The organism is Pseudomonas sp. B34(2017) (assembly GCF_002112915.1).
GTDB lineage: Bacteria > Pseudomonadota > Gammaproteobacteria > Pseudomonadales > Pseudomonadaceae > Aquipseudomonas > Aquipseudomonas pharyngis.
In genome coordinates, this window is record NZ_NEJA01000004.1 from 228,559 (window position 1) to 253,749 (window position 25,191).

Here is a 25,191-nt window from a genome sequence, read left to right on the forward strand (position 1 = left end):
TGTGATCAGGCACGTTCACTGTTCTGGGCGACAAACAACACTACTTGCCACGGACTGCTGGTCAGCCGGGTGGCCGGCGCGGCGATCATCAGCGGCAGTTGCGCATCGAACCAGCTACCTTCGGCGGTCACCACGAACAACCGGGTGTCGTCGCCGACGCTGTAGGCCACCTGCTCGCTGCGGCTCATGGCCTGATGCGTCAGACCGCTCATGCGTTGACGGCTGAGTAAGGTAATGTGCGGAGCCGAGGCGATGATCGCGCCGCGCAGCCATTCGTCGGCCGCCTGCTCGCTGGCGCCGTTGGGCATGCGCAGGCCGATGACCAGACGCTGGCTCGGTTGCTCGTCCGGCAACTGAATGGAAAAACTCTGCTCGCCGCGCTCGAATGCGATGCTGCGGTAACCGGCGCGGATCAGCTCCAGGGTGTTTTCCAGCCAGTCGAGCAGCGGTTCGTAACCGCGCTGCAATTCGAGAAAATCCAGTGGAGCAAAAGCCGGCACGCCCGCCAGCGGGTCCAGCGCCGACCACGCACCGGCGAGTCCCAGCAGTTGCACATAAATGCTTTGCGGATGAGCGACACGGCTGATCAGCGCCCCTTCCACTTCCGGCAACCGCGCCCACAACGCCGTCATCTGCCGACGGATTTCCAGCGCGTCATCCTGATTGCCGGCCTGTTGCGCCTGGCGCAATCGCCCGCCGAGAAACAGGCACTTCTCCCGCGCCCGCGCGCAGAGCCCGGCCACCCGCCGACCCAATGGGGATTCCGGCAACAGGACCGGTGTCGGCGGCGTATACGGCAATGGCAGGAAACCGCCGCCCTCCTTGCGGATTTTCAGCAGCGGCAGGCAGATCGAATCGGCCTTGTTCAGTTGCGTGCACAGCCGTGGATTGGGGCGCCACACCGTGATCGATTCAGGAAATTCACCGCTGGTGAGATCCGGCAATGCCTCGCCGACCACCGATTGCAAACGTCCCTTGAGCGGCAACAACTGACCGGCGCGCCACAGCGGACTGATCGCCAGATAAACCGTCACCGTCGCATCCTCCGTGGCGTCGATCGCGGCAGCGACGTCCAGCTCCAGCGTCGGGTCGACGCCGACTTGCAGATTGACCGGCAGACCGTCCGGCATCGTCCCCTGTAACGACAGCACCCGCACCACCCCGGCGCTCATCGCCGACGGGTCGAACTCCATGTGGCTGACGCCGAAGAACCACGGATTGCACGACTGAGCCAGATGCGCTCCAAGGGCCTCGGCCCGCAGGCCCTGTAACTGAAAATGCTGGGGCAGCAATTGCATGCCTTCATGCCAGCAGACCGCGTCAGGTAGCAGACTCATACGACTCCCTTCGACTGCACCGCGAACCGGCGGCGGACGGTGTGTTTCAGTTTTCCTTGCTGACCAGGCTCATCTCGCGACTGTCGAACTTGAGCCATGCGTCGCTCTGATCGTCCAGCCGCAGGCGGTGCGCTCCGGGAGTGTTATAGCTGGCGAAGACCAAAAGTCCAGCCGCCCGCTTGCCCCCCAAAGGGAACGGCTGGCGGTCGATGAATTGCCCCGGCACCAGCTCCAGTCCCCACACGCTCATCAGCTGACGATAGTCGCGCTGGTACTGCTCGCGCTCGGCAAACCACTGGCGGGCACTGATGCCCGACAATTGCTTGAGCAGATCCGGATCGTTGACCGCGATGAAATCCACGGCGATCGGGGTGTCGTCATTGGCCTTGGGGGCGACGTCGAGGGTCAGGCTGTCGAGATCGACTTTCGGCCCGAAAAACGAACAACCGGCGAGCAGCGCAAACCCGATTGTTAGAAAAAGTCGTGCAGACAAAATGAATTTTCCTTTTCGCCAGTCAGTCCAAAAAAGTTTTTCGCTTGCATTTTTATAGACCTGTTCTAGCGTCTTGGGTAGTTCGGTTCCTACAGCCGAATGAGGAAGGTTTGTCAAAGGAACGACAGGTCATCTGCCACCCTTTCTAACCTGTGGTCCAGCAAGGGAAAGCGATGAACGGGCCTCCCCGATGCATTGCGCCCGCTCATCGCATCGGAGTCCGCCGACATGGCAGAAAGTACCCAGCACAAGCTCGACCGGGTTCGCCCGCCCCGCGTGCAAATCACCTATGACGTCGAAATCGGTAATGCCATCGAGAAAAAGGAATTGCCGCTGGTGGTCGGCATCCTGGCCGACCTCTCGGGCAAGCCGCTCGAACCCTTGGCGAAACTGACCGAACGCCGTTTCACCGAAATCGACCGCGACAACTTCAACGACGTCCTCGCCTCCATCGCCCCCCGCGCCACGCTGCAAGTCAACAACACCCTCAGCGGCGACGACAGCAAGCTCAATATCGAACTCAACTTCAAGCACATCGACGACTTCGACCCGGTCAAGGTGGTGGAGCAAGTCACGCCGCTGCGGCGCCTGTTCGAAGCCCGCCAGCGCTTGCGCGATCTACTGACCAAACTCGACGGCAATGACGATCTGGACAAGCTGCTGCGCGACGTCATCGCCAACACCGAAGGCTTGCAGGAAATCAAGTCGGCCCGCCCGGACACCGCTGTCCCGGCCGCTGATGCCGAAGCTCCGGCCGAACCGCAAGCCTGATCGTCCACCTGACCGAGGAAGAATTCGCCATGCCCGCCGCCGCCCAGAATCAAGCCAGCGAAAATGCTGCTGCCGAGACTTTATCCCTGCTCGACCGAATCATCGCCGAGGGCCGCATGGCCCATGACGACAGTCAGCAGGATTACGCCCGCGACATGCTCGCGGAATTCGCCACCCAGGTACTCGACGAAGGCATGGCCATCGACAAGGACACCGTGGCGATGATCAACGACCGCATCAGCCAGATCGACGAGCTGATCAGCGCCCAGCTCAACGAAGTGCTGCACCACCCGGACCTGCAAAAGCTCGAAGCGTCCTGGCGTGGCCTGCACATGCTGGTGCAGAACACCGAAACCAGCACCCGGCTGAAACTGCGCCTGCTCAACGTGACCCAGAAAGAGCTGCAGAACGACCTGGAAAAAGCCGTCGAGTTCGACCAGAGCGCGCTGTTCAAAAAGATCTATGAAGAGGAGTACGGCACCTTCGGTGGCCACCCGTTCAGTCTGCTGGTGGGTGACTACACCTTCGGCCGTCACCCGCAGGACATCGGCCTGCTGGAGAAACTGTCGAACGTCGCCGCCGCTGCCCACGCGCCGTTCATTGCCGCCGCCAGCCCGCGCCTGTTCGACATGAACAGCTTCACCGAACTGGCCGTTCCGCGTGACCTGTCGAAAGTGTTCGAGAGCCAGGAGCTGATCAAGTGGCGCTCGTTCCGCGAAAGCGAAGACTCACGCTACGTCTCTCTCGTGCTGCCACACTTCCTGCTGCGCCTGCCTTACGGCCCGGACACCTCGCCGGTGGAAGGCATCAACTACGTCGAAGACACCAACGGCACCGACCACAGCAAATACCTGTGGGGCAACGCCGCATGGGCGCTGTCGCAACGCATCACCGAGGCCTTTGCCAAATACGGCTGGTGCGCGGCGATCCGTGGCGCTGAAGGTGGTGGCGCAGTCGAAGGCCTGCCGGCGCATACCTTCCGCACCAGCTCCGGTGATCTGTCGCTCAAATGCCCGACCGAAGTGGCGATCACCGACCGCCGCGAGAAGGAACTCAACGACCTCGGTTTCATCGCTCTGTGCCACAAGAAGAACAGCGACATCGCGGTATTTTTCGGCGGCCAGACCACCAACAAATCCAAGGTCTACAACACCAACGAGGCCAACGCCAACGCACGGATCTCGGCGATGTTGCCATACGTGCTCGCGGCATCGCGTTTCGCCCACTACCTGAAGGTGATCATGCGCGACAAGGTCGGCAGTTTCATGACCCGCGACAACGTCCAGACCTATCTCAACAACTGGATCGCCGACTACGTACTGATCAACGACAACGCACCGCAAGAGATCAAGGCGCAATACCCGTTGCGTGAAGCGCGGGTGGACGTCACCGAAGTCGCCGGCAAGCCCGGTGCCTATCGCGCAACGGTGTTCCTGCGGCCGCACTTTCAGCTTGAAGAGCTGACCGCATCGATCCGTCTGGTCGCGACCCTGCCGCCTCCGGTAGCAGCCTGACCTGTCTGCGCCCGCAGGATTTTCCTGCGGGCGCTCCCCCGTTTGCCTGGCACGACACCTTTCAGGAGTTTCAAGCGATGGATGCAATCATTCTCGACCTCGGCGGCGACATCAAAGGCGACAGCCTGCTCGAGGGCTACAAGGACAAGATCGAAGTCATGTCCTACAGCCACAACGTGGCGATGCAGGTGACCAACGACGTCAGCAACTCGGAGCGTACCTCCGGCCGGCCGCACATCGGTGAATTTACCCTGACCAAATTCATTGACAGTTCGACCCCCTCGCTCAACGAGTATTGCTGCGCCGGCAAGCCGATCCCGGAAGCCAAGATCACCATCGGTCGCAACGCCGCCGAAGGCAGCGGGCAGATCATGCCGTTCATCATCTACACCTTGACCAACGTGGTGATCTCAAACGTCAGCGTCAGTGGCGGCACCGGTGGCAAACCGGTGGAGACGCTTTCCCTGAACTTCACCAAAATCAAATGGGAACTCACCGCGCAAAAGGACGACGGCACCAAGGAAGGCACCGCCGGCACGGTCTGGGACCTGGCGGCGAACAAGGCCAGCAAGTAACCGGACGCAACGGCCATGGCAGGCACGGGCATTCTCCCGCCGCTGTTCGAACGCATCGCGTCCAGCGAGACGGACGTCGTGCAGGTGTTCGATCGCCAGGACCTGCTCGATTCGGTGCACACCGAACTGGCGCGCCTGTTCAACACTCGCCGTGGCCCGCGCACCCTGACCTCCCCGCCCAGCGTCATCGATTACGGCATCGCCGACTGGAGCGCCCTGCAACAACAGCGCAGCGATGACCGTCGTCGGCTGGCGCGGGACATTCGCGAAGCCGTCACCCATTTCGAACCGCGTCTGCTGCTCGGCGAGGTTCAGGTCAATCCCCTGCCCGAGCATCCGCAGCGCCTGAGCATTCGCCTGCTCGGCGAGTTGCGCAGCGGCTCGCAGCACTGGCCGGTGGCCTTTGTCATCGAGCCCGGCAATGAAGGGCTGGAGGTGCGCCATGAGCGACTCGATTGACCCGCAACTACTTGACTACTACCAGCGCGAACTGACCTGGCTGCGACACGCCGGCGGACAGTTTGCCGAGCGTTATCCGAAAGTCGCGCGACGTCTGGAATTGTCTCCCGGCGAATGCCCGGACCCGCATGTCGAACGATTGCTGGAAGGTTTCGCCCTGCTCGCCGCACGTCTGCAACGGCGGCTGGATGACGACTACGCCGAGTTCAGCGACGCATTGCTCGAACAGCTTTATCCCTTGGCCATGCGCCCGCTGCCGTCCTGCGCCATCGTCCAGTTCGAGCCGGATCCGAGCAAGGGCAACCTCGACGGCGGCTATCCCCTGCCCCGGGACACGCCGCTGTTCGTCACCACCAGCAAGGGCGAAAGCATTCACTTTCGCACCAGCGCCGCTGTGCGGTTGTGGCCGGTCGAAATCAGCGAAGCCTTGTTGCTCGGCAGCGATGAAGCGCAGGCGCTGACTGGCGTTGCGCAGTCCCGCTCGGCGCTGCGCCTGAGCCTGCGTTGTCTCGGCGACAGCCAGTGGTCGGAGCTTGGCATCGACCACTTGCGCATTCACCTGGCCGCGTCACCGGTGGTCAACGCCAGCCTTTATGACTTGCTCGGCGCCCACGCGGTGCAAGTGTTGGCCGGCTTGCCCGGGAGCACTCCTGCCAGCGTGAAAGGCCTGCCGAAGATCGTCGGTTTCGCCGACGACGAGGTGCTGCTGCCGGACGAAGACGGCGTGCATCCAGGTATGCGCCTGCTGGCCGAGTACTTCGCGTTCCCGGACAAATTCCACTTCTTTGATCTGCCACTGTCCGGCGTGTCGAGTGACAGCCAGACGCTGTATCTCTACATCGTTTTTGATCGGGCCCCGGCCGGCCGCTTGCACTTGCAGGCCAGCGATATCGCGCTGGGTTGCGCACCGGTGATCAACCTGTTTCCGCGCACTTCGGAGCCGCTGCGCCCGGACGGCACCCGCAGCGAATACCGACTGATCGCCGACAGCCACCGGGAAAACAGCGTCGAAATCCACAGCATTCGTAGCATCCGCGCCAGTTCCGCCAGCGGTGTGCAACGCCTGCCGGCGTACTACGGCAGCCAGCACAGCAGCGGTGACCGGCAACGTTACTGGCATGCGCGACGGGTCAACGGACAGACGCCGAACCGGCTCGGCAGCGATCTTCTGGTCAGCATCGTCGACACCCGTTTCGAACCGCAGACCGACCTGCCCGATTACAGCCTGACCGCCGAATTGCTGTGCACCAACCGGCATCTGGCCCAGAGCCTGCCCGCCGGTACGCCGCTGGGTTTCGAACGGCCGGGCCCGGTGGCGTGGGCACGTCTGCGCAATCCGCCGAGTCCGCAAAGTCTGCCGCGGCTGGACGGTGATTCGCGCTGGCGGCTGGTGTCGCAACTGACCCTCAATCATCTGTCGCTGGTCGAAGGGCCGCAGGCGCTGGATGCGCTGAAGGAAATCCTGACCCTGCACAACCTGCGCGATGAGGCCAGCGCCCTGCGCCAGATTGAAGGTCTGCTGAGCCTCGGTTGTGAACGAGTGATCGGACATGTCGGCGCCGATGCCTGGCGCGGCTGGCGCAACGGGCTTGAAGTGCAATTGCAGCTTGATCCACAGCATTTCGTCGGCAGCAGCGCGGTGTTGTTCTCGGCGGTGCTCGCGCAGTTCTTTTCGGTGTACGCAACGGCCAATCGCTTTGTGCGCACGGTGCTCATGCAGGCAGACAAGGAGGTCAAGACATGGCAACCCCAAGCCGGCATGCCCCTGTCGCTCTGACCCTGAGCCAGCGCCTGCGCCGTGATCCGCAGGCGTTCGAATGGTTGCAGGCGTTGCTGTTGCTGGAGCGCGAACAACCCCAGGCCGACTCCCTTGGTACGGGTACATCGCCACAGGCCGAAGCGCTGAAATTGCGCGGGCCGCTGACGCCGTTGTTCGCCGCCAGCCAGATCGAAAGCCTGGAGGAAAACCCCGGTGAACCGCTGACCCTGAACTCGCCGATGTTCGGCCTCGGCGGCCCCGACGGCCCGCTGCCTTACGCCTATCAGGAATGGCTGCAACAACGGGCACGAGCCAAGGATCATGCGCCCGCCGAGTTCCTCGACCTGTTCCAGCATCGGTTGCTGAGTCTGCTGTACAAGGTGATGCGCAAACACCGGATCGCCCTCGGTTTCACCACGCCCGGCGCTTCGCCGGTGCAGGCGCAACTGCGGGCGCTGACCGGGTTATTGCCCAAATCCCTGCAAGAGCGCCAGGCGATTCCCGACTGCGCCGTTCTGGCATGCACCGCGTTGTACGCCGATGGCCGCCGGTCATTGGCGGGGTTCGCGGCGATTGTCCGTGAGCAGTTTACCGTGGCGGTGGAACTGAGCGCTTATGAAGGGGCGTGGCGTGAGATTCCACGCGCCAGCCGCAGCGTCATGAAGGCCGGCGGACGCAATCTGCAACTCGGCCGCAGCGCTGTCGCCGGTACTCGGGTCTGGGATGAACATGCCGGAGTTCGTTTGACGCTGGGGCCGTTGTCTTCAGCGCAGGCTGCGCGATTCTTGCCGGATGGTGAAGCGCATCCGGCGCTGGCCAGCCTCGCTGCGCTCTATTTCGGCCCGGATCTGGACGTGAAACTGGTGCTGCTGGTGCGCGGTGCGGGGCCACTGCAACTCGGCCGACAAACCCCGGCCCTGTTGAGCTGGAACGGTGGCCTGCAACGTCAGACCAGCCTGGCCGTGCAACGGATCGAAACCCGCCTGCGTCAGCTGGAGATCACCTGAAATGGAACTGGCCAGCCTGATCGGACGCCTCAACCCGGACAACCGCCGCGCCCTCGAACGTGCCGCGCAACGGTGCTTGCAGCGCGGGCATCACTTTGTCGAGATCGAGCATCTGTTGCTGGAGTTGCTGGATATCGAGGGCGGCGATTTTGCGTTTCTGCTGCCGCGTTTTGGCTTGGAACGGGATGCGCTGACGGCGGAAATCAACAAGGCGCTGGACTTGTTCAAGGCTGGCAGCACCCGCACACCAGCGCTGTCTTCGCACACCCTGGGATTGCTGGAAGACGCCGTGGTACAGGCCAGTGTGTTGGGGATCGACAGCATTCGTTCCGGGCTGCTTTTATTGGCGTTGATCGACCGTGACGAGCGCCGCAGCTTGCTGCTCAACAGCGCGTCGTCATTGCTGCGAATTCCGAAAGAAGCCCTGCGCGCGAATCTGCTGGAGTGGACAGAAAACTCCCGCGAGCACGTTGGCCCGCGCACTTCATCTTCGGGGAGTTCAACGCCACGGCAAGACTCGGTGCTCGATCAATACACCCAGGACTTGACTGCCGACGCCCATGCCGGGCGCATCGACCCGATCGTCGGTCGCGATGGTGAAATTCGCCAGTGCATCGACATTCTGCTGAGGCGCCGGCAGAACAACCCGATTCTGGTCGGGGCACCGGGCGTAGGCAAAACCGCCGTGGTCGAAGGTCTGGCGCTGCGCATCGCCGCCGGGGATGTGCCACCGTCGTTGCAGGACGTCAGTTTGCGGGTGCTCGATCTCGGTCTGTTGCAGGCAGGTGCCGGGGTCAAAGGCGAATTCGAACAGCGGCTCAAAGGTGTGATCGACGCGGTTCGCAGCGCCGACAAGCCGATCATCCTGTTCATCGACGAGGCCCACACGTTGATCGGCGCTGGCGGTGCCGAAGGCGGCAGCGATGCGGCCAACTTGCTCAAACCCGCGCTGGCCCGAGGTGAGTTGCGAACGCTGGCCGCCACGACCTGGATGGAATACAAAAAATATTTCGAGAAAGACCCGGCCCTCGCCCGCCGTTTTCAACTGGTGCAGGTGGAAGAACCGGACGAAATCACCGCCGTGGAAATGCTCCGTGGCGTCGCCGCCAAACTCGAACAGCACCACGGCGTGCAAGTGCTGGATGCGGCAATCCACGAAGCGGTGAAACTCTCCCATCGCTACATCTCCGGTCGCCAGTTGCCCGACAAGGCCATCAGCGTCCTCGATACCGCGTGCGCCCGGGTCGCCCTCGGCCAGCACGACGTGCCGCCACCGCTGGAGAGCCTGCGCCATCGTCAGCAAAGCCTCAAAGAAGAAGTCGAACGTCTGCGCCGGGAACAGGCCACGGGGCTCGATCACCGCGAGCGCATTACCCTGCTGGAAAGTGAATCGAAGACCAACGTCCAGGCCATCCGCGAACTGGAAACCCGTTGGGGCGAAGAGCGTGTCGCCGTGCGTGAACTGCTCGACACTCGCCGCGAGTTGCTGGCATTGAGCGAAAGCGCCGACAGCGACAAGCCCGACGAAGCCATCGACAGTCGCATCGACCACCTTGCCGCCGAACTGCTGCGCCTGGAAGCCGGACTCGATGCGATCCGTCAGGACGATCCGCTGGTGCCCGAGCAGGTCGACGGCAAAACCGTCGCCGCCGTGATCGCCGGCTGGACCGGCATCCCCGTCGGCAAAATGCTCGCCGACGAAGCCCATGCCGTGCGCACTCTCGGCACACGCATGGGCCAGCGAGTGATGGGCCAAAGCACTGCGCTCAATACCATCGCCCAACGATTGCAGGCCTATCGTGCGGGGCTCACCGATCCGCAGAAACCGGTCGGTGTGTTCCTGCTGGTCGGCCCCACGGGCGTTGGCAAAACCGAAACCGCGTATGCGCTGGCCGACGCGTTGTATGGCGGCGAACGCAATCTGATCAGCATCAACCTTTCCGAGTATCAGGAAGCCCACACCGTCAGCCAGCTCAAGGGCGCCCCGCCCGGTTACGTTGGTTATGGAAGTGGCGGCGTGCTCACCGAAGCCGTGCGGCGCAAGCCGTATTCGGTGGTGTTGCTGGATGAAATCGAGAAGGCGCACCCGGATGTGCTGGAAGCGTTTTACAACGTGTTCGACAAGGGCTTGATGGAAGACGGGACCGGGTTGGTGGTCGACTTCAAGAACACCGTGATGCTCGCCACCAGCAATGTCGGCGCTGAGTTATTGCTCGATACACCGACTGCACAACTCGGCTCGGAAGCGTTCAACGAAGCACTGCACAAAGTCCTCCTGCAAGCCTTCCGCCCGGCGTTTCTGGCGCGCATGACGGTGGTCGCGTATCGACCACTGGATGAGCAGACGCTGGAAGGGATTGTGCTGGCGAAGCTGGAAAAACTGCGGGGCCGTTACAAGGCGGCTACCGGCAAGCAGTTCGAGTTTGATTCGGGAATCGTCAAAGCCGTGCTCGCCAAATGCAGCGCGGCAGGCGCGCGGGATGTCGAGAATGTGTTGATGACGCAGGTGACAGGGAAATTGGCGGAGTGGGTGTTGGAGTAGGGAAACGCTATTAGCCAGTCACAGCATTGCAGGCACAGGTTTTTACTGATGTCAGAGAGAAGGCGACACGCGCATGGAGCTTAGCAACCAATACGATCTGGCCAAGATTTCAATCATTCTGGGCTCGCTCGCCAGCGGGCAAAACTGGGTCACCCATGCTTATGAGCAATCCAGGGCTTTTGATATCCAGGAAGTGCAGTGCGCGTTCTTTCAGGGTGAGGAGCGTCTTTTTATTGCAGCAAACCCACGTGAGCACACGGGTGTCCTCAATATGCTCAATCGTTGCGGCGTCACCAATCTCAGCAGCCTGATGCAACTCTTGTATAAAGCGCACAAGATTTTCAGTGCACCGAGTGTGACCTTGCACTCGCTGGGTATGGCGTACTTTTACTCGGCCCAGGATCGAGACGGCTACAGTGCCGTCCACGCCGTCAATGCATCATTCAACCCCGCCCCCCTGACCGCAGAACAAACGACCAAGATCAAAAAAATTGTCGATATTGAAACAAAGCTGCCAAAAGACATCGAGGCTCCGCATGCCTGGCTGTATAAAAAACTGGCGGGCAAAAGCATTGATCCCAAGAAACTGAACACCACCACCGGCAGCCTTCACCTTGTGACTTCGTTAGCCAGCATCGGTACACAAACCGTCAACGTGATCGAAAACAATGAAGAGAACGTTCACGCTGAATTGGCGCTGCTCAAGTTTTTTACGAAGGGCATGGTCGAGGGTCATTTTTCAAAGAGCAAAATCTTCCTCGGTGGCAAAAAAGCCGCCTGTGAGAATTGCCAGAAATGGATTGATAACTACAAGAGGATTCTCGTGAACGGCGCCTCACTTCATACCCCGGAAGATGCCCGTCCATCGACTACCGCGACCGACTCCACCTGCCCTTCAGAGTTCATACCAGCCCTCGTGGCGCCTGGACTGTGCAAAGTCGACACCGCTAATCCTCGTTTCAATCTGCTGTTTAGCGGCAACAGAGTGGATGCAGTCACCTGGCCGGCGCCCGTTGTCACCGTGCCCGTGGCCGTCGAGGTGTAACGGTCGACGGGAAATTAACGGTTTTTCCCCTCCAGCAGTGCAGTGACTGCTATCTCATGTTCAACGAGTGCGAAGGAGTGCGTATGTACCGGACTGTTCTATATCGAGGCACCACTGAACTATGGGAGCAGGCTGTTATTGAAGCCAGCCTGCCGCCGATCAATGCCCCGATTGCCGTAGGCAGCTATCTGCAGAAGGTAAAGATCATCAAACCCAACCTGGAAAACGAAATACGCACCCGGATCGCGCAAAAACCTTGTTCTACATTGCGCAGCGGCAAGGAAATCATCCTCGGAAATGTTCCTGTCCCGTTAAATCAATTGAACGCCCAGCAGATCAATCAAGAGATTGTTGCTCGGGTGGGTGTGGAAACGGCTTTCGGTACGCCCAATTACTACAGTCATTTTGTGCCGTGCGGGACTTACTCCGGTATTTCCGAGAATTTCGGTCACGGTGGTTACTACCGGTTCGAGATTCAGGGAAAGATTTACGGCCCCACCCTGCAAGACATCGAAGAATACGTCGCCGAACGCCATACGCTGCCTTCCTATGTCATCCCGTTGTTTCGGGGCGGCAGTAACGAAGTGCTTGCCTATACCGGAAGCCTGATTACTTCGGTGGTTTTGATGCGCGGCAGCGATGTGTATCGAACGGTTCTGAACTCACTCGATTAGTCGTAAAGAGCTTGCAGAAGGAGCGTTGCATGTACTCGATCATGATCTGGAATACGCAGCACTTCGATAATCAGCGGGCCAAGCTTTCCAGCGCGTATTCGGATAAAAAGCAGTTTCTGGACTATTTCATTCAGCAAAAGAAGCCAGACATTATTGCTCTGTTTGAAGTGGGCAAAACCGGATCGATCAATGAAAGTCTGGTCAGCGACTTGATGGGCAGCTACACCCTCGCCTCAGTGCTCGCGCAGGAAGGAGGCAAGAAGAAACACACCACTCTCGGTTCCATGGTGCTGATTCGCGATGCCATCGCCAAAGAGTTCGACGATGTCACCGAGCGTTACATTCTGTCGGACACCGAGCAACGCGCACCGCTGATCATTCGTCACAAAGCTTCAAGTTATGGTTTTGCGTTCTATCACGCCAACGCGTCCTACATGGCACCCGGCAACATTCTCGACACCATCGGTTTCATCGAAAGCAACGCCGATAACCTGGGTATCAAACAGTTGCTGTTTTTTGGCGGCGATCTGAACGTGAATGCCGTCGAAGGGCCCGAGACAATGCTCGGCATGAGCAGATTGCTGCCCAAAGGTGCCGGCTATACCCATTTGAGCGTACGTAATGTCACCTTGCAGCGGGCGACCAACGAACTGCGCCTGCGCCAGGAATTCGGGCAGGACATGCACCATACGCCGCATTCCTATCTCGACCACTACATGAACATGGAAGCCATCGAGCGTTGCGAAATACTGCCCATCCTGCTGATGCTCGACTACGCCTATGTTCATGCCCCACACGCTTGGGAGGCAAGCTGCGACGGTAGCGTTCAAATCGAAAGCGACATGGATGGAAACACCGTCAGCATCGCGCCGCGCTGCCTGGGCCAGGCCATTCGCAGCGACCATTTCCCGGTGCTGTTCACGCTCAAGGCTACACTCGAATAACTCTCGTAAAGGTCGTTCAATGCCCCGTTCCACCGACAGCAACACTACGCTCTCCCTCACCGCCACCTCGCTGTCGGCGCTTTACCCTGATTCGCTGTCCGGCGACGAAACGCTGAACGTTCTGGGCTCGCAAACCCTCAACGGCCTCAACGACGGCACCACTCTCACCCTGACCACCGCCATCGCCACCCACGTCACCACCACCCTGCAAAACGACGCCCAGCTCCGTCCCTTCGACGCTTTGGTCGCCGAGATCCGCCAGCTCCCCGCCGACGCGACCGCCGAGCGCTATCAGCTGGTGCTAAGGCCATGGCTTTGGTGGCTGACCCTGGCCAGCAACAACCGCGTATTCCAGAACCTCGCCACTTCAGACATCGTCACGACGATTTTCAAGGCCCACGGCTTTACCGACTTCAAGCTGTCGCTGACCGGCAGCTACACCCCACGCGAATACTGCGTGCAGTACGGCGAGACCGATTTCGCCTTCGTCTCGCGGCTGCTGGAGGAGGAAGGCATCTTCTGGTTTTTCACCCACGACGAGGGTAAGCACACGCTGGTGCTGGGTGATAGCAACGATGCATTCGTGCAGATCCCCAACGGCCCGAAGGTCAAGTATCTGGGTCAACAAATGGGTGAGCGTGAGTTGCACGGCATCCGCTCAGGCCAGGTGTGTCTGCAAGCGGTGGCCGGCGTGTACAAGGCAACGGATTACGAATTCACCACGCCGACCACTTCGCTATACGGGCAGGCCGAAGCCGTGGCCGGGCCGCGTTCGATTTATGAACATCCCGGCGGTTACAACGCCAAGGCTCGGGGCGATGCGTTGACCAAGCAGCGGGTCGACGGTTTGCGCAGTGAAGAGAAACGCTTCGTCGGCGAGAGCGATTGTCGCTGGCTGATTCCGGGTCACTGGTTCACCCTCGACGGCCACGAAGATGCGACCCTGAACATCGATTGGGTCGTCACTCGGGTGACCCACGACGCCAGCCACGAAAGCTATCGCAATCGCTTCGAAGCGATCCCCAAGGCCACGCCATTTCGTCCGCAACGCCTCACACCAAAACCGCGCATGCATCCACAAACCGCCGTCGTGGTCGGCAAGTCCGGCGAAGAAATCTGGACCGACGAATACGGTCGGATCAAGTTGCAGTTCCCCTGGGATCGCGACGGCAAGAACGATGAAACCAGTTCCTGCTGGGTGCGCGTGGTGCTGCCCTGGAGCGGCAAGGGTTTCGGCATGCAGTTTGTGCCGCGCATCGGTCAGGAAGTCATCGTGACCTTCATCGACGGCGACCCGGACCGGCCGCTGGTCACCGGTTGCGTGTACAACGGCGACAACGCCCTGCCCTATGCCTTGCCGGCGAACCAGACCCAGTCGGGGATCAAGACTCAATCGTCCAAGGGCGGTGGCGGGTTCAACGAGCTGCGTTTCGAGGACAAGAAAGACGCCGAAGAAGTGTTCCTGCAAGCGCAGAAAGATCTGAAGATCAACGTGCTCAACGACACCACCGCCACCGTCGGCCATGACGAAACCCTCACGGTACAGAACGCCCGCACCCGCACGGTCAAGGACGGCGATGAAACCGTGACGCTGGAGAAAGGCAAACGCAGCGTGACCATCCAGACCGGCAGCGACAGCCTCGATGTTAAGGACAGCCGCACCGTGAAGGTCGGCGCCGACCAGAACCACAGTACCGGCGGCAACTACACCGACAAGGTCACCGGCGATTACAGTCTGACGGTGGATGGCAACCTGACGATCAAGGTCAGCGGCACCCTCACCCTGCAAAGTGGCGGCAGCTTCACGATCAAGAGCGGCGCGGATCTGGCGACTTCGGCCAGCACCTCGATCACCCAGAAGGCCGGCACCGCCATGACCAATCAGGCCGGTACCTCGCTGGACAACAAGGCCGGGACGACGCTGACCAACGACGCCGGTATCAGCCTGACCAACAAGGGCGCGGCTTCACAGACCGTGGACGGCGGCGGCATGCTGACCATCAAGGGCGGACTGGTACAGGTCAACTGACAAGGAGAAGCCATGGCAATCACACTGCTGGACCTGCAGCAGGACGACAAACACCTCAAGGGGCGTCTGCAGGACGGCCAGCTCGACGGCCCGTTGAATATCAAGGATGACGGTCGCCCGCAGGCAGATCTGAATTACAGCCAGGGCGAATTGCAGGGTACGTCCCTGCTCTATCACCCCAACGGCAAGGTCTCGGCGCAGATGCCGTTCGTGCGCGACAAGCTGCAAGGCATCGCCAGTTTCTACGCACCCGAGGGCTGGTTGCAGCGCAAGGCCACCTACCGCCGCGGGCTGTTGCATGGCGAGGCGTTCAACTACTTTCCCGACGGAAAAGTAGCGGAGGCCGAGTTCTATCGCGATGGCGTGCGTGAGGGGCGCTATCAACGGTTTCATCCCAATGGCAAACCGGCGGTGGATGCGCGCTATCTGAATGGACAGTTGATGGAACCGGAACAAGGATTTGCCGAGGACGGGCGGCCGCTGGATGCCGATGGCAAGCCGATTTCCCGGATGCGCTGGTGGTTGCGCAAGTGGACGGATCCACAGCAAGCCTGAATCAGGGAATCAACATCTGCATCTGCCCCGGCATCACGATCTTGATCACCCCCGCCCAGTTGCATATCAATGTGCTGTTGGCATCGATCGCCGGCATCCCGCCCAGCAGCAACGTCGGAGGGCCGCCGGGAATCCACGGCGTGGCGGTAGCGGGAATGCATGGCATCGGCGTCAACACGCCCAATGCCGCAGCCGTGGCAGCGGCGACCATCGGGTTGGCCATGCTCATGCACATGCCGAAGGTGGTGACGTTGACCAGCGGAATATGATCCATGATGTTCGCCGCCGGCATCCCGCCGGTCAGCGTGCGGTTGACCGGCAGCACGTTGAGCACCGCCGGTGCGGCGCCGAAACTGCATTGCAGGGTGGCGCTGGCACAGACTTGCGGGCAGCCCATTTCAAAGCTCCTTTGTGAACAAGGCATCTGCGCTAAACCTTAGTCGCCAGCGGCCTGCCGCGCACATTCCCAAAGGTGATTATCGTCCAACACGCTAACCTATAAGACCGAACCGCGCTTGTGACCGCCCGAGCGCGCCATTAGATTAGCCAATGATGTCTGGCCTCCAAAATAAGCAGAAGGGATAAGCATGGCGCTTACTGACCAGTCCACCCGTATCCGCTCTGGCGAAGAACTCGATGCCAGCCTGATCGATCCGTACCTCAAGGCGCATATTCCGGGCCTGACCGGCACACCGCAGATCAGCCAGTTTCCCGGCGGCGCGTCGAACCTGACCTACCTGCTGGAATACCCGGACCAGGAATTCGTCCTGCGCCGTCCGCCGTTCGGCCACAAGGCCAAGTCCGCCCACGACATGGGCCGCGAATTCCGCATCCTCAACCAGTTGCGCGACGGTTTCCCGTATTGCCCGAAAGCCTACGTGCACTGCACCGACGATTCGGTGATCGGCGCCGAGTTCTATGTGATGGAACGGGTCAAGGGGATCATTCTGCGCTCGGACCTGCCGCCGGAGCTGGGGCTGGATTCGGCGAAAACCGAAGCCCTGTGCAAGAGCTTCATCGACCGTTTCGTCGAGCTGCACCGGGTCGATTACAACGCCTGCGGCCTCGGCGATCTGGGCAAACCGGAAGGCTACGTCGCCCGCCAGATCAAAGGCTGGAGCGAGCGTTACGAAAAAGCCCTGACCCCGGACGCACCGCACTGGGAACAGGTCAAAGCCTGGCTCAACGACAAGATGCCGACCGATCACCCGACCTCCAGCATCGTCCACAACGACTACCGCTTCGACAACGTCATCCTCGACCCGAGCAACCCGATGCAGATCATCGGCGTGCTCGACTGGGAACTGACTACCCTTGGCGATCCATTGATGGATCTGGGCAACACCCTCGCCTACTGGATCCAGGCGGACGACCCGGCGCCGGTACAACTGATGCGCCGCCAGCCAAGCCACGCCCCGGGCATGCTGACGCGCCGCGAATTCGTCGATTACTACGCCGAACGCTCGGGCATCCAGATCGACAATTTCGACTTCTACTACACCTACGGCCTGTTCCGCCTGGCCGGCATCGTGCAGCAGATCTACTACCGCTTCTTCCATGGCCAGACCCAGGACAAACGCTTCGCGCAGTTCATTCACATGAACAAACTGCTGGAGCAGATGAGCCTGCAGGTCATTGCCAAATCCAGCCTCTGATGACGGCGTTATAACAAGGCTTACTACAAGGGAATCCCATGTCCAAGACTCAGTTGTTCGACCTCGACGGCAAGATCGCTTTCGTCTCCGGCGCCAGCCGTGGCATCGGTGAAGCCATCGCCAAACTGCTGGCCCAGCAAGGCGCACATGTGATCGTTTCGAGCCGCAAACTCGAAGGCTGCCAGCACGTGGCCGACGCCATCATCGCCGCCGGCGGCAAGGCCACAGCAATCGCCTGCCACATCGGCGAAATGGAGCAGATCAGCCAGGTCTTCGCCGGAATCAAGGAACAGTTCGGCCGGCTGGACATCCTGGTCAACAACGCCGCGACCAACCCGCAGTTCTGCAACGTGCTGGACACCGACCTTGGCGCCTTCCAGAAAACTGTCGACGTGAACATCCGCGGCTACTTCTTCATGTCGGTGGAAGCCGGCAAGCTGATGCGCGAAAACGGCGGCGGCAGCATCATCAACGTGGCCTCGATCAACGGCATTTCGCCGGGGATCTTCCAAGGAATCTATTCGGTGACCAAGGCCGCCGTGATCAACATGACCAAAGTCTTCGCCAAGGAATGCGCGCAGTTCGGCATCCGCTGCAACGCCCTGCTGCCGGGCCTGACCGACACCAAATTCGCCTCGGCCCTGGTGAAAAACGACGCGATCCTGAAACAGGCCCTGACGCAGATCCCACTCAAGCGCGTAGCCGACCCAAGCGAAATGGCCGGCGCCGTGCTGTACCTGGCGAGCGATGCGTCGAGCTACACCACCGGCGTGGCGCTGAACGTGGACGGCGGCTTCCTGTCCTGATCCGCCTCTGACGCAAAAGAAAAGGCAGCCCAGGGGCTGCCTTTTTCATGCCTCCAGAACCTTCGGCAACTGCCAGCCAAAATGCACCGACAACAACCGCAACAACAGACACGCCGCCCCCGCCAGCAACGCGGCCGCCACCGGCGGCACGCCCAGCCTGCGCCCGACAATCAACACCGCCGCGCCGACAAACGCCGAACTGGCATACAAATCCGCCTGCAACACCACCGGCACCCGCGCCAGCACAATGTCACGCAGCACCCCGCCACCGACCCCGGTAATCGTGCCCATCAACATGGCCACAAACGGCGAGATCCCGAAATTCAACGCCTTCTGCGCCCCGGCCACGGCAAACAGCGCCAATCCCGCCGCATCCAGCACGATCAGCGTCGAACCGGACCAGCCCAGCACCCGCTCATGAAAAACAAACGCCACCCCGCCCATGGCAAATGCGAGCGCCGGATAGCGCCAGTCCGCCACAGCCTTGGGCGGCGTGGCACCGATCAACAGATCACGCGTCACCCCGCCACCGAGCGCGACAATGAACGCAATCACCATCACCCCAAGCAGATCTAGCTGACTGCGCATCGCCGCAATCGCGCCTTCCACGGCGAAGACTGCGGTGCCAACCAGATCGGCCACCAGCACAATCCACTCGACCCGCGCCTTTAACGGCGCCCGGCTTATTGAGTGACGCAACGGGTCTTGGTGATGTGTCGAGTCACTTGCCCGTCGGCATAGGCATCACCGGCGACCTCGGTATTTTCCATGACCTGACAAGTGCGCTCAGGTGGCGGGGGCGGCGCTGCCGGCGGAGGGGGTGGAGGACTGGCACAACCACTGAGCAGCACCAGACCGAAAGCCGACAACAACGAAGCACACACGCGTTTCCCAGGATTGTTCATAGGATGACCCGCGATGAATGGAAGAAAACTCCCGTCGCCGAGCAGGACAACGCCCGGCTATGGAAACCGAACCACTCATTCCTTATAGACCAGTGGGGGGTGAGTGCCAGTTAAATGGCTCGAACTGGCAGGATTTGCTGTCGATTTTCGGAATGAGTCGACTGATCCATCGCCACCGCCGACAAGCCATCACTCACAGGTGAAAGTCGGATTGGGACGCAGAGCGTCCCGGGCTGCATTCCCACGCGGAGCGTGGGAACGATCAAACAAGTCGGCTTAGCGCTCTTCACCACTCACCACGATGAGCGTTAGCTCGAGTACCGCTTTTGATCGCAGGGCCCGTCGGCAGGCTGAGTGGAGGGATTGATCCGGGGGTGGGAGCGCAGCGACCGTGCGGCGCAGCCGCATGCATCGAGAGGAGGTGCAGCGAAGCAAACCGTAGGCGATGCCCCCGGATCAATCCCGGAGCGAAGGAACCCCGAGCCTCAGCGAGGGGCCGTACGTCAGGGCAGAGACCTTTTGGTTACTTTTGGGGCGTTTGCCAAAAGTGACCCGCCGTAAGGGCGGAACCCCAAGAAGCCGTTACCGCAGCAACGGATATACACCCAAACCGAACAAGAACCTGGTCGGCCCAAAGGCCGCCAAGTTTAACTGGGCGAACGCAAAGAATTACTCTCAAGCTCATACCGCAACTCATCAACCAAAGCATCCACCGCCTCCGAAGTACGCAAGGCATCCAGACTCAACCCACTAATCACCAGATCAACCTGCCCTGAAGCCGGGTGATACAGCTTCACCGTAAGCGAATGATCCCCATCCACCACACACTCACAAGCCAACGGCGAAAAACTACGCTCAAGTTGCGCCCGCAACTGCGTCAGATAAATCATTGCGCCAGCTCCGAAAATCGACGCAACACGCCAGGTTCAATGACAAACAATACATTCATGGTCTGATCCAATAACAACGACGGAAGGGACACGATCACGAACGAAACCCGCATCGCACCCCACCAGCCTAAGAACAGCCTGCCTTGTCAGACACCCGAATTTGCACCCCATGAACTAGTGCATTTGCACCTTACCGCTGCCCCCGGCTGCTCCCCGAGAACAACCCCCGTTCGCGGGCCCAGACAATCGCCTCGCTGCGGCTGTGCACATCCAGCTTGGAATAAACCGTCGCCACATGATTGCGCACTGTATTCGGCGCCAGTTTCAACCGTGCAGCAATTTCCTTGTCCGCCAGTCCCTCGCAGATCAGCCCCAGAACATCGCGCTCGCGGGCGGTGAGATCGGTGAACGAAACGCTGGGCAACTGCGGCGAGTTGATCTTCTTCACATTGGCCAGCTTTTCGATCAGCGTGCGGCTGAACCACGACGCATCCTTCATCACCTCTTCAATCGCTGCCACCAGTTCAAGCTCAGTGTGCTTGCGCTCGGTGATGTCCATCAGCACCAGCAGATAGCACACCGTGTCCTGGATGTTGACGGTGTCAGCGGACACCGCGCACTCCAGCACTTCGGCGTTTTTCTTGCGGATTCGCATATCGGCGCGATCGACCCGGCCGGTCTTCTCCAGCGCCGCCAGCAACCGGGCGCGCTCAGCCTGTTCATCGATGAAGTCCAGTTGCGCGACGGTCTTGCCGAGCACGTCGTCGCTGTCGTAAGCCAAGGTATCGAGGAAGGCCTGGTTGACATCGATCAGCCGCTGCTCGTCGGCACTGCAAATCAGGATCGGCACCGGCGTCAGGCGAAAGGCCTTGGCGAACCGCTCCTCACTCTGGCGCAGGGCGACCTCGGCCTTGTGCCGTGGCTCCATGTCGACGAACGAAAACAGCATGCAGTCTTCGTCGTTGAGCACCAACGGCTGGCCGGCGACGATAACCTGTTTGCTGCCACCGTCCGGCAGACGCAGTTCGGCCTGCATCTGCGGAATGGTCGCGACATCACGCAGGCGCTGGATCGCCAGGTCCTTGCGCTCGGCCCGTTCTAGAATATCCAGCTCATAGGTCGAGGCGCCGATCACCTGATCGCGGGCGTAGCCGGTCATTTCCAGAAACCCCGGATTGACCTTGATGTAACGCAGGTCGCTGAGGCGGCAGATCACCGCCGGCGCCGGGTTGGCATTGAAGGTTTTTTCGAAGCGTTGCTCGGCGTTGGCCCAATCGGTGACGTCGCTCATGATCAGCACCAGCGACTCGACCTCGCCATCGCGATCGGTCAGCACCATGCTGCGCACACTGTGCACCCAGGTGCGTTCCTCGTCACTGCACGGGGAGACTTCGACCAGCACGTCGCTGAAGGTTTCGCCGGCGGCCACACGGCAGATCGGGTACTGCTCCGGTGCCAGCGCGTGGTTGTTGCGATACCGCAGATTGAAGCGCTCGGCATATTCCCCGGCGTTGTTGCCCAGCTCGCCGATGCGGCTGACGCCATGCATCGTCAGCGCCGCTTCGTTGGCCCAGAGAATCGTCTGGTCGATCTCCAACAGAATCACCCCGTCAGACAGCCCGGCAATGATTTGTTGCAACTGACGGCGATTGGTTTCGGTGGTCAGGACGTCCCGGCTCATTGATTCTCCACAAGTTCGCGCATGTGAAATTTACGACCGCGGACGGTTGTGATCGTGCCAACCACGATTGAGCGTTGACTATTCGCGCCTCGCGGCTTTCTCGTCTAACGTTAGTACCTCGACGGATTGTGCCCGCGCCTGCGGCCGGGCATCTGATCAAGGAGAGACAAAAATGACGAGCGACCGTATTACCGAACGGACCTATCGCACGTGGTCCACACCCATTCTGTTGGAGCTGAAAAAGCGCGAACACCAGATGGACCCGGCAGAGCGGCAGGCACTGGAAAACGTGATGATCGAAAGAAGGCTGTTGAACATCGGCAGCCCGGATGGCAAGGAACGGCGCAAGGCAGAGCTGAGCCACAAAAGAACAACTTGAGCCGGGTGTCTGTGGCGATCTGCCAGATCGCCACAGTCTCTTGACTACCCAACCCTGGCTTTACGCCGCGCGTTGCTTGCCCGCCACCGCCGCCGAAGCCGCCAGCATCGCCCGCAGCAACACCGCACACCCGGCCGCCAGATCATCCGGCGCGGCGTTTTCGATTTCGTTGTGGCTGATGCCGCCTTCGCACGGTACGAAGATCATCCCGGCCGGGCCCAGTTCAGCGAGGAAAATCGCGTCGTGGCCGGCGCCGCTGACAATGTCCATGTGCGACAGGCCCAGACCTTTGGCGGCGCCGCGCACGGCTTCGACGCAGCCTTTTTCGAAGTACAGCGGCGGGAAGTCGGCGGTCGGGGTCAGTTCATAGGTCAGGCCGTGTTCTTCGCAGGTCGCTTCGATGACTTGCTTGACCTCGGCGATCATCGAGTCGAGGCGTGCCGGTTCCAGATGCCGGAAGTCGAGGGTCATGCGTACTTCGCCGGGGATGACGTTGCGCGAGCCGGGATAGGCTTGCAGGCAACCGACGGTCCCGCACGCGTGGGGTTGGTGGCCGAGGGCAGCGCGATTGACCGCGCCGACGATCACCGAGGCGCCAACCAGTGCATCCTTGCGCAGGTGCATCGGGGTCGGGCCGGCGTGGGCTTCGACGCCGCGCAGTTTCAGGTCGAACCACTTCTGCCCCAGTGCGCCGAGTACTACGCCGATGGTTTTCTGTTCGTCCTCCAGGATCGGGCCTTGCTCGATATGTGCTTCGAAATAGGCGCCGACCTTATGCCCGCTGACCTTGCGCGTCCCGGCGTAGCCGATGGCGTTCAGTGCTTCGCCGACCGTGACGCCGTCGGCATCGACCTTGGCCAGGGTTTCTTCGAGGGTGAATTTTTCCGCAAACACGCCGGAGCCCATCATGCACGGGGCGAAGCGCGAGCCTTCTTCGTTCGTCCAGACCACCACTTCCAGCGGTGCCTCGGTTTCCACGCCGAGGTCGTTGAGGGTGCGCAGAACCTCGACCCCGGCGAGCACACCGAAGCAACCATCGAACTTGCCGCCGGTGGGCTGGGTGTCGATGTGGCTGCCGGTCATCACCGGTGGCAGGTTCGGGTTACGCCCGGGGCGACGGGCGAAGATGTTGCCGACTTCATCGACCGTGACGTTGCAACCGGCGTCCTTGCACCACTGCACGAACAGGTCGCGGGCCTGGCGGTCGAGGTCGGTCAGGGCCAGGCGACAGACCCCGCCTTTGACCGTGGCGCCGAGCTTGGCCAGTTCCATGAGCGACGCCCACAAGCGGTCGCGGTTGATGTGCTGATGGGTCGATTGCAGAACGTCTACGGCTGCGTTCATGGGGATCTCCTCAGGCAGTTGGTTCCCACGCTCTGCGTGGGAATTCATCCATGGACGCTCTGCGTCCGCTGTGGGGACGCGGAGCGTCCCGGGCTGCATTCCCACGCGGAACGTGGGAACGATCATCTGCTACACCGGTGATTTCACTACCGAAGGCGTCGCACGCATCGCGCACAACCCGTAATAGATCAACCCACCCAGCGCCGAGCCGGTGAACCAGCCGTAGCTGTAGAACCAGCTGAATGCGCTGCTGCCCAGCGACAGCAGGGTCAGCACCACCGGCACGCCGAAGGCGATGAACCCGGCCCAGTTCCACGCCGGGTACACGTCGTCGCGGTACAGACCGGCCAGGTCCAGTTGCTGTTTCTTGATCAGGAAATAGTCCACCACCATGATCCCGGCAATTGGCCCGAGCAGGCTGGAATAGCCCAGCAGCCAGTTCGAATACACGGTTTCCAGGCTGACATCGGAGACGATCAGCCCAAGCTTCTTCAGCAGTTCATGACCCATCAGCGCCAGCCCGACGAACCCCGTGAGAATCACCGCTTTGGTGCGGTTGATCACCTTGGGCGCGATGTTCTGGAAGTCGTTGGTTGGCGAGACGATGTTGGCGGCGGTGTTGGTCGACAGCGTCGCGATGATGATCAGCGCCATGGCCACCGCGACCCACACCGGGCTCTGGATATGGCCGATCAGCGTCACCGGATCGGAGACGCTGACGCCCACCAGTTTCACCGAAGCGGCGGTCATCACCACGCCCAGCGCGGCGAACAGGAACATGGTCAGCGGCAGGCCGAAAATCTGCCCGAGGATCTGATCCTTCTGGCTGCGGGCATAACGGCTGAAGTCAGGAATGTTCAGCGACAACGTGGCCCAGAAACCGACCATCGCCGTCAGCCCGGCGGCGAAGTAGCTGACCACGCTCGCGCCTTCGGGACGCTTCGGCGGGATCGCCAGCAATTCAGTCATCGACACATTGGGCATGGCCCACACCAGCAACCCGATGCCGACCGCCACCAGCAGCGGCGCCGACAGGGTTTCCAGCCATTTGATCGACTCGGCGCCGCGGATCACCACCCACAGGTTGAGCGCCCAGAAGACCATGAAACCGATCACCTCCCCCGTCCCGCCGAGGGATTTCCAGCCGTCGAACACCGACCCGAGAAACAGGTGAATCGCCAGCCCGCCGAACATGGTCTGAATGCCGAACCAGCCGCACGCCACCAGCGCCCGGATCAGGCACGGCACGTTGGAGCCGAGAATCCCGAACGACGATCGCAGCAGCACCGGAAACGGAATCCCGTACTTGGTGCCGGGAAACGCATTGAGCGTGAGGGGAATCAGGACGATGACGTTGGCAAACAGAATCGCCAGCAAGGCTTCGCCGACGGTGAGGCCGAAATACGCGGTGAGCACACCACCGAGGGTGTAGGTCGGCACGCAGATCGACATGCCGACCCACAGCGCAGTGATGTGCCATTTGTTCCAGGTTCGTTCGCGCACCTTGGTCGGTGCCATGTCGTGGTTGTAACGGGGACTGTCGAGGACGTCGCTGCCGGCTTCGAGTTCGAACAAGCCGTCGCGCTCGGTCACTTGCGATCTGTTCTGTTGCATGGCCGCTCCACTGTTCTTCTGATTATTTTTTTGCTCATCAGGCGGCTGCACACGCAGGTGCGAGCCGGACGATGGCCGGAGGAACTGACAACTTTCATGCACCGGCCATGGTGTCAGCGGCGGCATCAATAAACGTGCCGGGGGAACCGCTTGGCGCTGGGGCCGTGCTTCGATCTTTTTGTAACTGACTGATGTTTATCAGTTTTAATTATT

At 60.9% G+C, this 25,191-nt stretch carries 23 protein-coding genes; 15 read left to right on the forward strand and 8 right to left on the reverse strand.

The window, feature by feature from the left end; genetic code table 11:
- Nucleotides 1-5: 5 nt before the first annotated feature.
- The gene (tssK, locus tag CAF80_RS14395) at nucleotides 6-1,337 is read right to left on the reverse strand and encodes a type VI secretion system baseplate subunit TssK (protein WP_039767161.1); all 1,332 of its coding nucleotides are present in this window, start codon (nucleotides 1,335-1,337) and stop codon (nucleotides 6-8) included.
- A 46-nt stretch (nucleotides 1,338-1,383) separates the two neighbouring features.
- A complete protein-coding gene (locus tag CAF80_RS14400) occupies nucleotides 1,384-1,830 on the reverse strand; it encodes a hypothetical protein (RefSeq protein WP_039767163.1) in 447 nt (148 codons plus the stop codon).
- Between the two features lie 228 nt (nucleotides 1,831-2,058).
- Between CAF80_RS14400 and tssB the strand changes: the two genes are divergently transcribed.
- The 12 genes from tssB to CAF80_RS14460 all read left to right on the forward strand — a co-directional run bounded on the left by tssB (nucleotide 2,059) and on the right by CAF80_RS14460 (nucleotide 15,704).
- Nucleotides 2,059-2,601, forward strand: coding sequence for a type VI secretion system contractile sheath small subunit (gene tssB / locus CAF80_RS14405; RefSeq protein WP_007958861.1), 543 nt, complete (start codon nucleotides 2,059-2,061; stop codon nucleotides 2,599-2,601).
- A 29-nt stretch (nucleotides 2,602-2,630) separates the two neighbouring features.
- Nucleotides 2,631-4,115, forward strand: coding sequence for a type VI secretion system contractile sheath large subunit (tssC, locus tag CAF80_RS14410; protein ID WP_039767165.1), 1,485 nt, complete (start codon nucleotides 2,631-2,633; stop codon nucleotides 4,113-4,115).
- A 77-nt stretch (nucleotides 4,116-4,192) separates the two neighbouring features.
- Nucleotides 4,193-4,690 carry an Hcp family type VI secretion system effector gene (locus CAF80_RS14415; protein WP_025111453.1) on the forward strand — a complete coding sequence of 166 codons (498 nt, stop codon included), beginning with the start codon at nucleotides 4,193-4,195 and terminating at the stop codon, nucleotides 4,688-4,690.
- Nucleotides 4,691-4,705: 15 nt separating this feature from the next.
- Nucleotides 4,706-5,149: a type VI secretion system baseplate subunit TssE gene (gene tssE, locus CAF80_RS14420; RefSeq protein ID WP_074688781.1), complete on the forward strand. Its 444-nt coding sequence runs from the start codon at nucleotides 4,706-4,708 to the stop codon at nucleotides 5,147-5,149.
- Nucleotides 5,133-6,926, forward strand: a complete 1,794-nt coding sequence (gene tssF, locus CAF80_RS14425; protein ID WP_074688783.1) for a type VI secretion system baseplate subunit TssF — start codon at nucleotides 5,133-5,135, stop codon at nucleotides 6,924-6,926. The genes tssE and tssF overlap by 17 nt, the downstream gene beginning before the upstream one ends.
- On the forward strand, nucleotides 6,890-7,915 hold the full coding sequence (gene tssG, locus CAF80_RS14430; RefSeq protein ID WP_074688785.1) for a type VI secretion system baseplate subunit TssG: 1,026 nt from the start codon (nucleotides 6,890-6,892) through the stop codon (nucleotides 7,913-7,915). The genes tssF and tssG overlap by 37 nt, the downstream gene beginning before the upstream one ends.
- A 1-nt stretch (nucleotide 7,916) precedes the next feature.
- Nucleotides 7,917-10,457, forward strand: coding sequence for a type VI secretion system ATPase TssH (gene tssH, locus CAF80_RS14435; RefSeq protein ID WP_074688787.1), 2,541 nt, complete (start codon nucleotides 7,917-7,919; stop codon nucleotides 10,455-10,457).
- Nucleotides 10,458-10,530: 73 nt separating this feature from the next.
- Nucleotides 10,531-11,502, forward strand: a complete 972-nt coding sequence (locus CAF80_RS14440) for a hypothetical protein (RefSeq protein WP_074688789.1) — start codon at nucleotides 10,531-10,533, stop codon at nucleotides 11,500-11,502.
- A gap of 83 nt (nucleotides 11,503-11,585) precedes the next feature.
- Nucleotides 11,586-12,176, forward strand: a complete 591-nt coding sequence (locus CAF80_RS14445; protein ID WP_074688791.1) for a hypothetical protein — start codon at nucleotides 11,586-11,588, stop codon at nucleotides 12,174-12,176.
- A gap of 29 nt (nucleotides 12,177-12,205) precedes the next feature.
- Nucleotides 12,206-13,120 carry an endonuclease/exonuclease/phosphatase family protein gene (locus CAF80_RS14450; RefSeq protein WP_074688793.1) on the forward strand — a complete coding sequence of 305 codons (915 nt, stop codon included), beginning with the start codon at nucleotides 12,206-12,208 and terminating at the stop codon, nucleotides 13,118-13,120.
- Nucleotides 13,121-13,139: 19 nt separating this feature from the next.
- Complete coding sequence (tssI, locus tag CAF80_RS14455; RefSeq protein ID WP_074688795.1) at nucleotides 13,140-15,149, forward strand: type VI secretion system tip protein VgrG; 2,010 nt, start codon at nucleotides 13,140-13,142, stop codon at nucleotides 15,147-15,149.
- A 12-nt stretch (nucleotides 15,150-15,161) separates the two neighbouring features.
- On the forward strand, nucleotides 15,162-15,704 hold the full coding sequence (locus CAF80_RS14460) for a toxin-antitoxin system YwqK family antitoxin (protein ID WP_074688797.1): 543 nt from the start codon (nucleotides 15,162-15,164) through the stop codon (nucleotides 15,702-15,704).
- A gap of 1 nt (nucleotide 15,705) precedes the next feature.
- Here CAF80_RS14460 and CAF80_RS14465 read toward each other — a convergent pair whose 3' ends face one another.
- Nucleotides 15,706-16,101, reverse strand: a complete 396-nt coding sequence (locus CAF80_RS14465) for a DUF4280 domain-containing protein (protein ID WP_039767186.1) — start codon at nucleotides 16,099-16,101, stop codon at nucleotides 15,706-15,708.
- A 190-nt stretch (nucleotides 16,102-16,291) separates the two neighbouring features.
- On the opposite strand from CAF80_RS14465, the gene CAF80_RS14470 reads away from it, so the two are divergent.
- Complete coding sequence (locus CAF80_RS14470; RefSeq protein WP_074688799.1) at nucleotides 16,292-17,359, forward strand: phosphotransferase family protein; 1,068 nt, start codon at nucleotides 16,292-16,294, stop codon at nucleotides 17,357-17,359.
- A gap of 38 nt (nucleotides 17,360-17,397) precedes the next feature.
- Nucleotides 17,398-18,165 carry an SDR family oxidoreductase gene (locus CAF80_RS14475; RefSeq protein ID WP_039767192.1) on the forward strand — a complete coding sequence of 256 codons (768 nt, stop codon included), beginning with the start codon at nucleotides 17,398-17,400 and terminating at the stop codon, nucleotides 18,163-18,165.
- A gap of 45 nt (nucleotides 18,166-18,210) precedes the next feature.
- Here CAF80_RS14475 and CAF80_RS14480 read toward each other — a convergent pair whose 3' ends face one another.
- The 3 genes from CAF80_RS14480 to CAF80_RS14490 all read right to left on the reverse strand — a co-directional run bounded on the left by CAF80_RS14480 (nucleotide 18,211) and on the right by CAF80_RS14490 (nucleotide 21,641).
- Nucleotides 18,211-18,807, reverse strand: coding sequence for a trimeric intracellular cation channel family protein (locus tag CAF80_RS14480; RefSeq protein ID WP_254778409.1), 597 nt, complete (start codon nucleotides 18,805-18,807; stop codon nucleotides 18,211-18,213).
- A 910-nt stretch (nucleotides 18,808-19,717) separates the two neighbouring features.
- Nucleotides 19,718-19,960, reverse strand: coding sequence for a DUF1652 domain-containing protein (locus tag CAF80_RS14485; protein WP_085667570.1), 243 nt, complete (start codon nucleotides 19,958-19,960; stop codon nucleotides 19,718-19,720).
- 190 nt (nucleotides 19,961-20,150) lie between these two features.
- Nucleotides 20,151-21,641 (reverse strand): helix-turn-helix transcriptional regulator, encoded by a 1,491-nt coding sequence (locus tag CAF80_RS14490; protein ID WP_074688802.1) that lies wholly within the window; start codon nucleotides 21,639-21,641, stop codon nucleotides 20,151-20,153.
- 172 nt (nucleotides 21,642-21,813) lie between these two features.
- Between CAF80_RS14490 and CAF80_RS14495 the strand changes: the two genes are divergently transcribed.
- Nucleotides 21,814-22,020 (forward strand): hypothetical protein, encoded by a 207-nt coding sequence (locus tag CAF80_RS14495; protein WP_039767201.1) that lies wholly within the window; start codon nucleotides 21,814-21,816, stop codon nucleotides 22,018-22,020.
- Between the two features lie 60 nt (nucleotides 22,021-22,080).
- On the opposite strand, the gene CAF80_RS14500 is transcribed toward CAF80_RS14495, so the two are convergent.
- Nucleotides 22,081-23,364 (reverse strand): Zn-dependent hydrolase, encoded by a 1,284-nt coding sequence (locus CAF80_RS14500; RefSeq protein ID WP_039767204.1) that lies wholly within the window; start codon nucleotides 23,362-23,364, stop codon nucleotides 22,081-22,083.
- Nucleotides 23,365-23,493: 129 nt separating this feature from the next.
- Nucleotides 23,494-24,978 carry an NCS1 family nucleobase:cation symporter-1 gene (locus tag CAF80_RS14505; protein ID WP_074688805.1) on the reverse strand — a complete coding sequence of 495 codons (1,485 nt, stop codon included), beginning with the start codon at nucleotides 24,976-24,978 and terminating at the stop codon, nucleotides 23,494-23,496.
- Nucleotides 24,979-25,191: the final 213 nt, after the last annotated feature.

Bases quoted from the DNA above. Each gene is read 5' to 3' on its own strand.
- tssK (WP_039767161.1), bottom strand. From the start codon at position 1,337: ATGAGTCTGCTACCTGACGCGGTCTGCTGGCATGAAGGCATGCAATTG.
- tssB (WP_007958861.1), top strand. From the start codon at position 2,059: ATGGCAGAAAGTACCCAGCACAAGCTCGACCGGGTTCGCCCGCCCCGC.
- tssC (WP_039767165.1), top strand. From the start codon at position 2,631: ATGCCCGCCGCCGCCCAGAATCAAGCCAGCGAAAATGCTGCTGCCGAG.
- CAF80_RS14415 (WP_025111453.1), top strand. From the start codon at position 4,193: ATGGATGCAATCATTCTCGACCTCGGCGGCGACATCAAAGGCGACAGC.
- tssE (WP_074688781.1), top strand. From the start codon at position 4,706: ATGGCAGGCACGGGCATTCTCCCGCCGCTGTTCGAACGCATCGCGTCC.
- tssF (WP_074688783.1), top strand. From the start codon at position 5,133: ATGAGCGACTCGATTGACCCGCAACTACTTGACTACTACCAGCGCGAA.
- tssG (WP_074688785.1), top strand. From the start codon at position 6,890: ATGGCAACCCCAAGCCGGCATGCCCCTGTCGCTCTGACCCTGAGCCAG.
- tssH (WP_074688787.1), top strand. From the start codon at position 7,917: ATGGAACTGGCCAGCCTGATCGGACGCCTCAACCCGGACAACCGCCGC.
- CAF80_RS14440 (WP_074688789.1), top strand. From the start codon at position 10,531: ATGGAGCTTAGCAACCAATACGATCTGGCCAAGATTTCAATCATTCTG.
- CAF80_RS14445 (WP_074688791.1), top strand. From the start codon at position 11,586: ATGTACCGGACTGTTCTATATCGAGGCACCACTGAACTATGGGAGCAG.
- CAF80_RS14450 (WP_074688793.1), top strand. From the start codon at position 12,206: ATGTACTCGATCATGATCTGGAATACGCAGCACTTCGATAATCAGCGG.
- tssI (WP_074688795.1), top strand. From the start codon at position 13,140: ATGCCCCGTTCCACCGACAGCAACACTACGCTCTCCCTCACCGCCACC.
- CAF80_RS14460 (WP_074688797.1), top strand. From the start codon at position 15,162: ATGGCAATCACACTGCTGGACCTGCAGCAGGACGACAAACACCTCAAG.
- CAF80_RS14465 (WP_039767186.1), bottom strand. From the start codon at position 16,101: ATGGGCTGCCCGCAAGTCTGTGCCAGCGCCACCCTGCAATGCAGTTTC.
- CAF80_RS14470 (WP_074688799.1), top strand. From the start codon at position 16,292: ATGGCGCTTACTGACCAGTCCACCCGTATCCGCTCTGGCGAAGAACTC.
- CAF80_RS14475 (WP_039767192.1), top strand. From the start codon at position 17,398: ATGTCCAAGACTCAGTTGTTCGACCTCGACGGCAAGATCGCTTTCGTC.
- CAF80_RS14485 (WP_085667570.1), bottom strand. From the start codon at position 19,960: ATGATTTATCTGACGCAGTTGCGGGCGCAACTTGAGCGTAGTTTTTCG.
- CAF80_RS14490 (WP_074688802.1), bottom strand. From the start codon at position 21,641: ATGAGCCGGGACGTCCTGACCACCGAAACCAATCGCCGTCAGTTGCAA.
- CAF80_RS14495 (WP_039767201.1), top strand. From the start codon at position 21,814: ATGACGAGCGACCGTATTACCGAACGGACCTATCGCACGTGGTCCACA.
- CAF80_RS14500 (WP_039767204.1), bottom strand. From the start codon at position 23,364: ATGAACGCAGCCGTAGACGTTCTGCAATCGACCCATCAGCACATCAAC.
- CAF80_RS14505 (WP_074688805.1), bottom strand. From the start codon at position 24,978: ATGCAACAGAACAGATCGCAAGTGACCGAGCGCGACGGCTTGTTCGAA.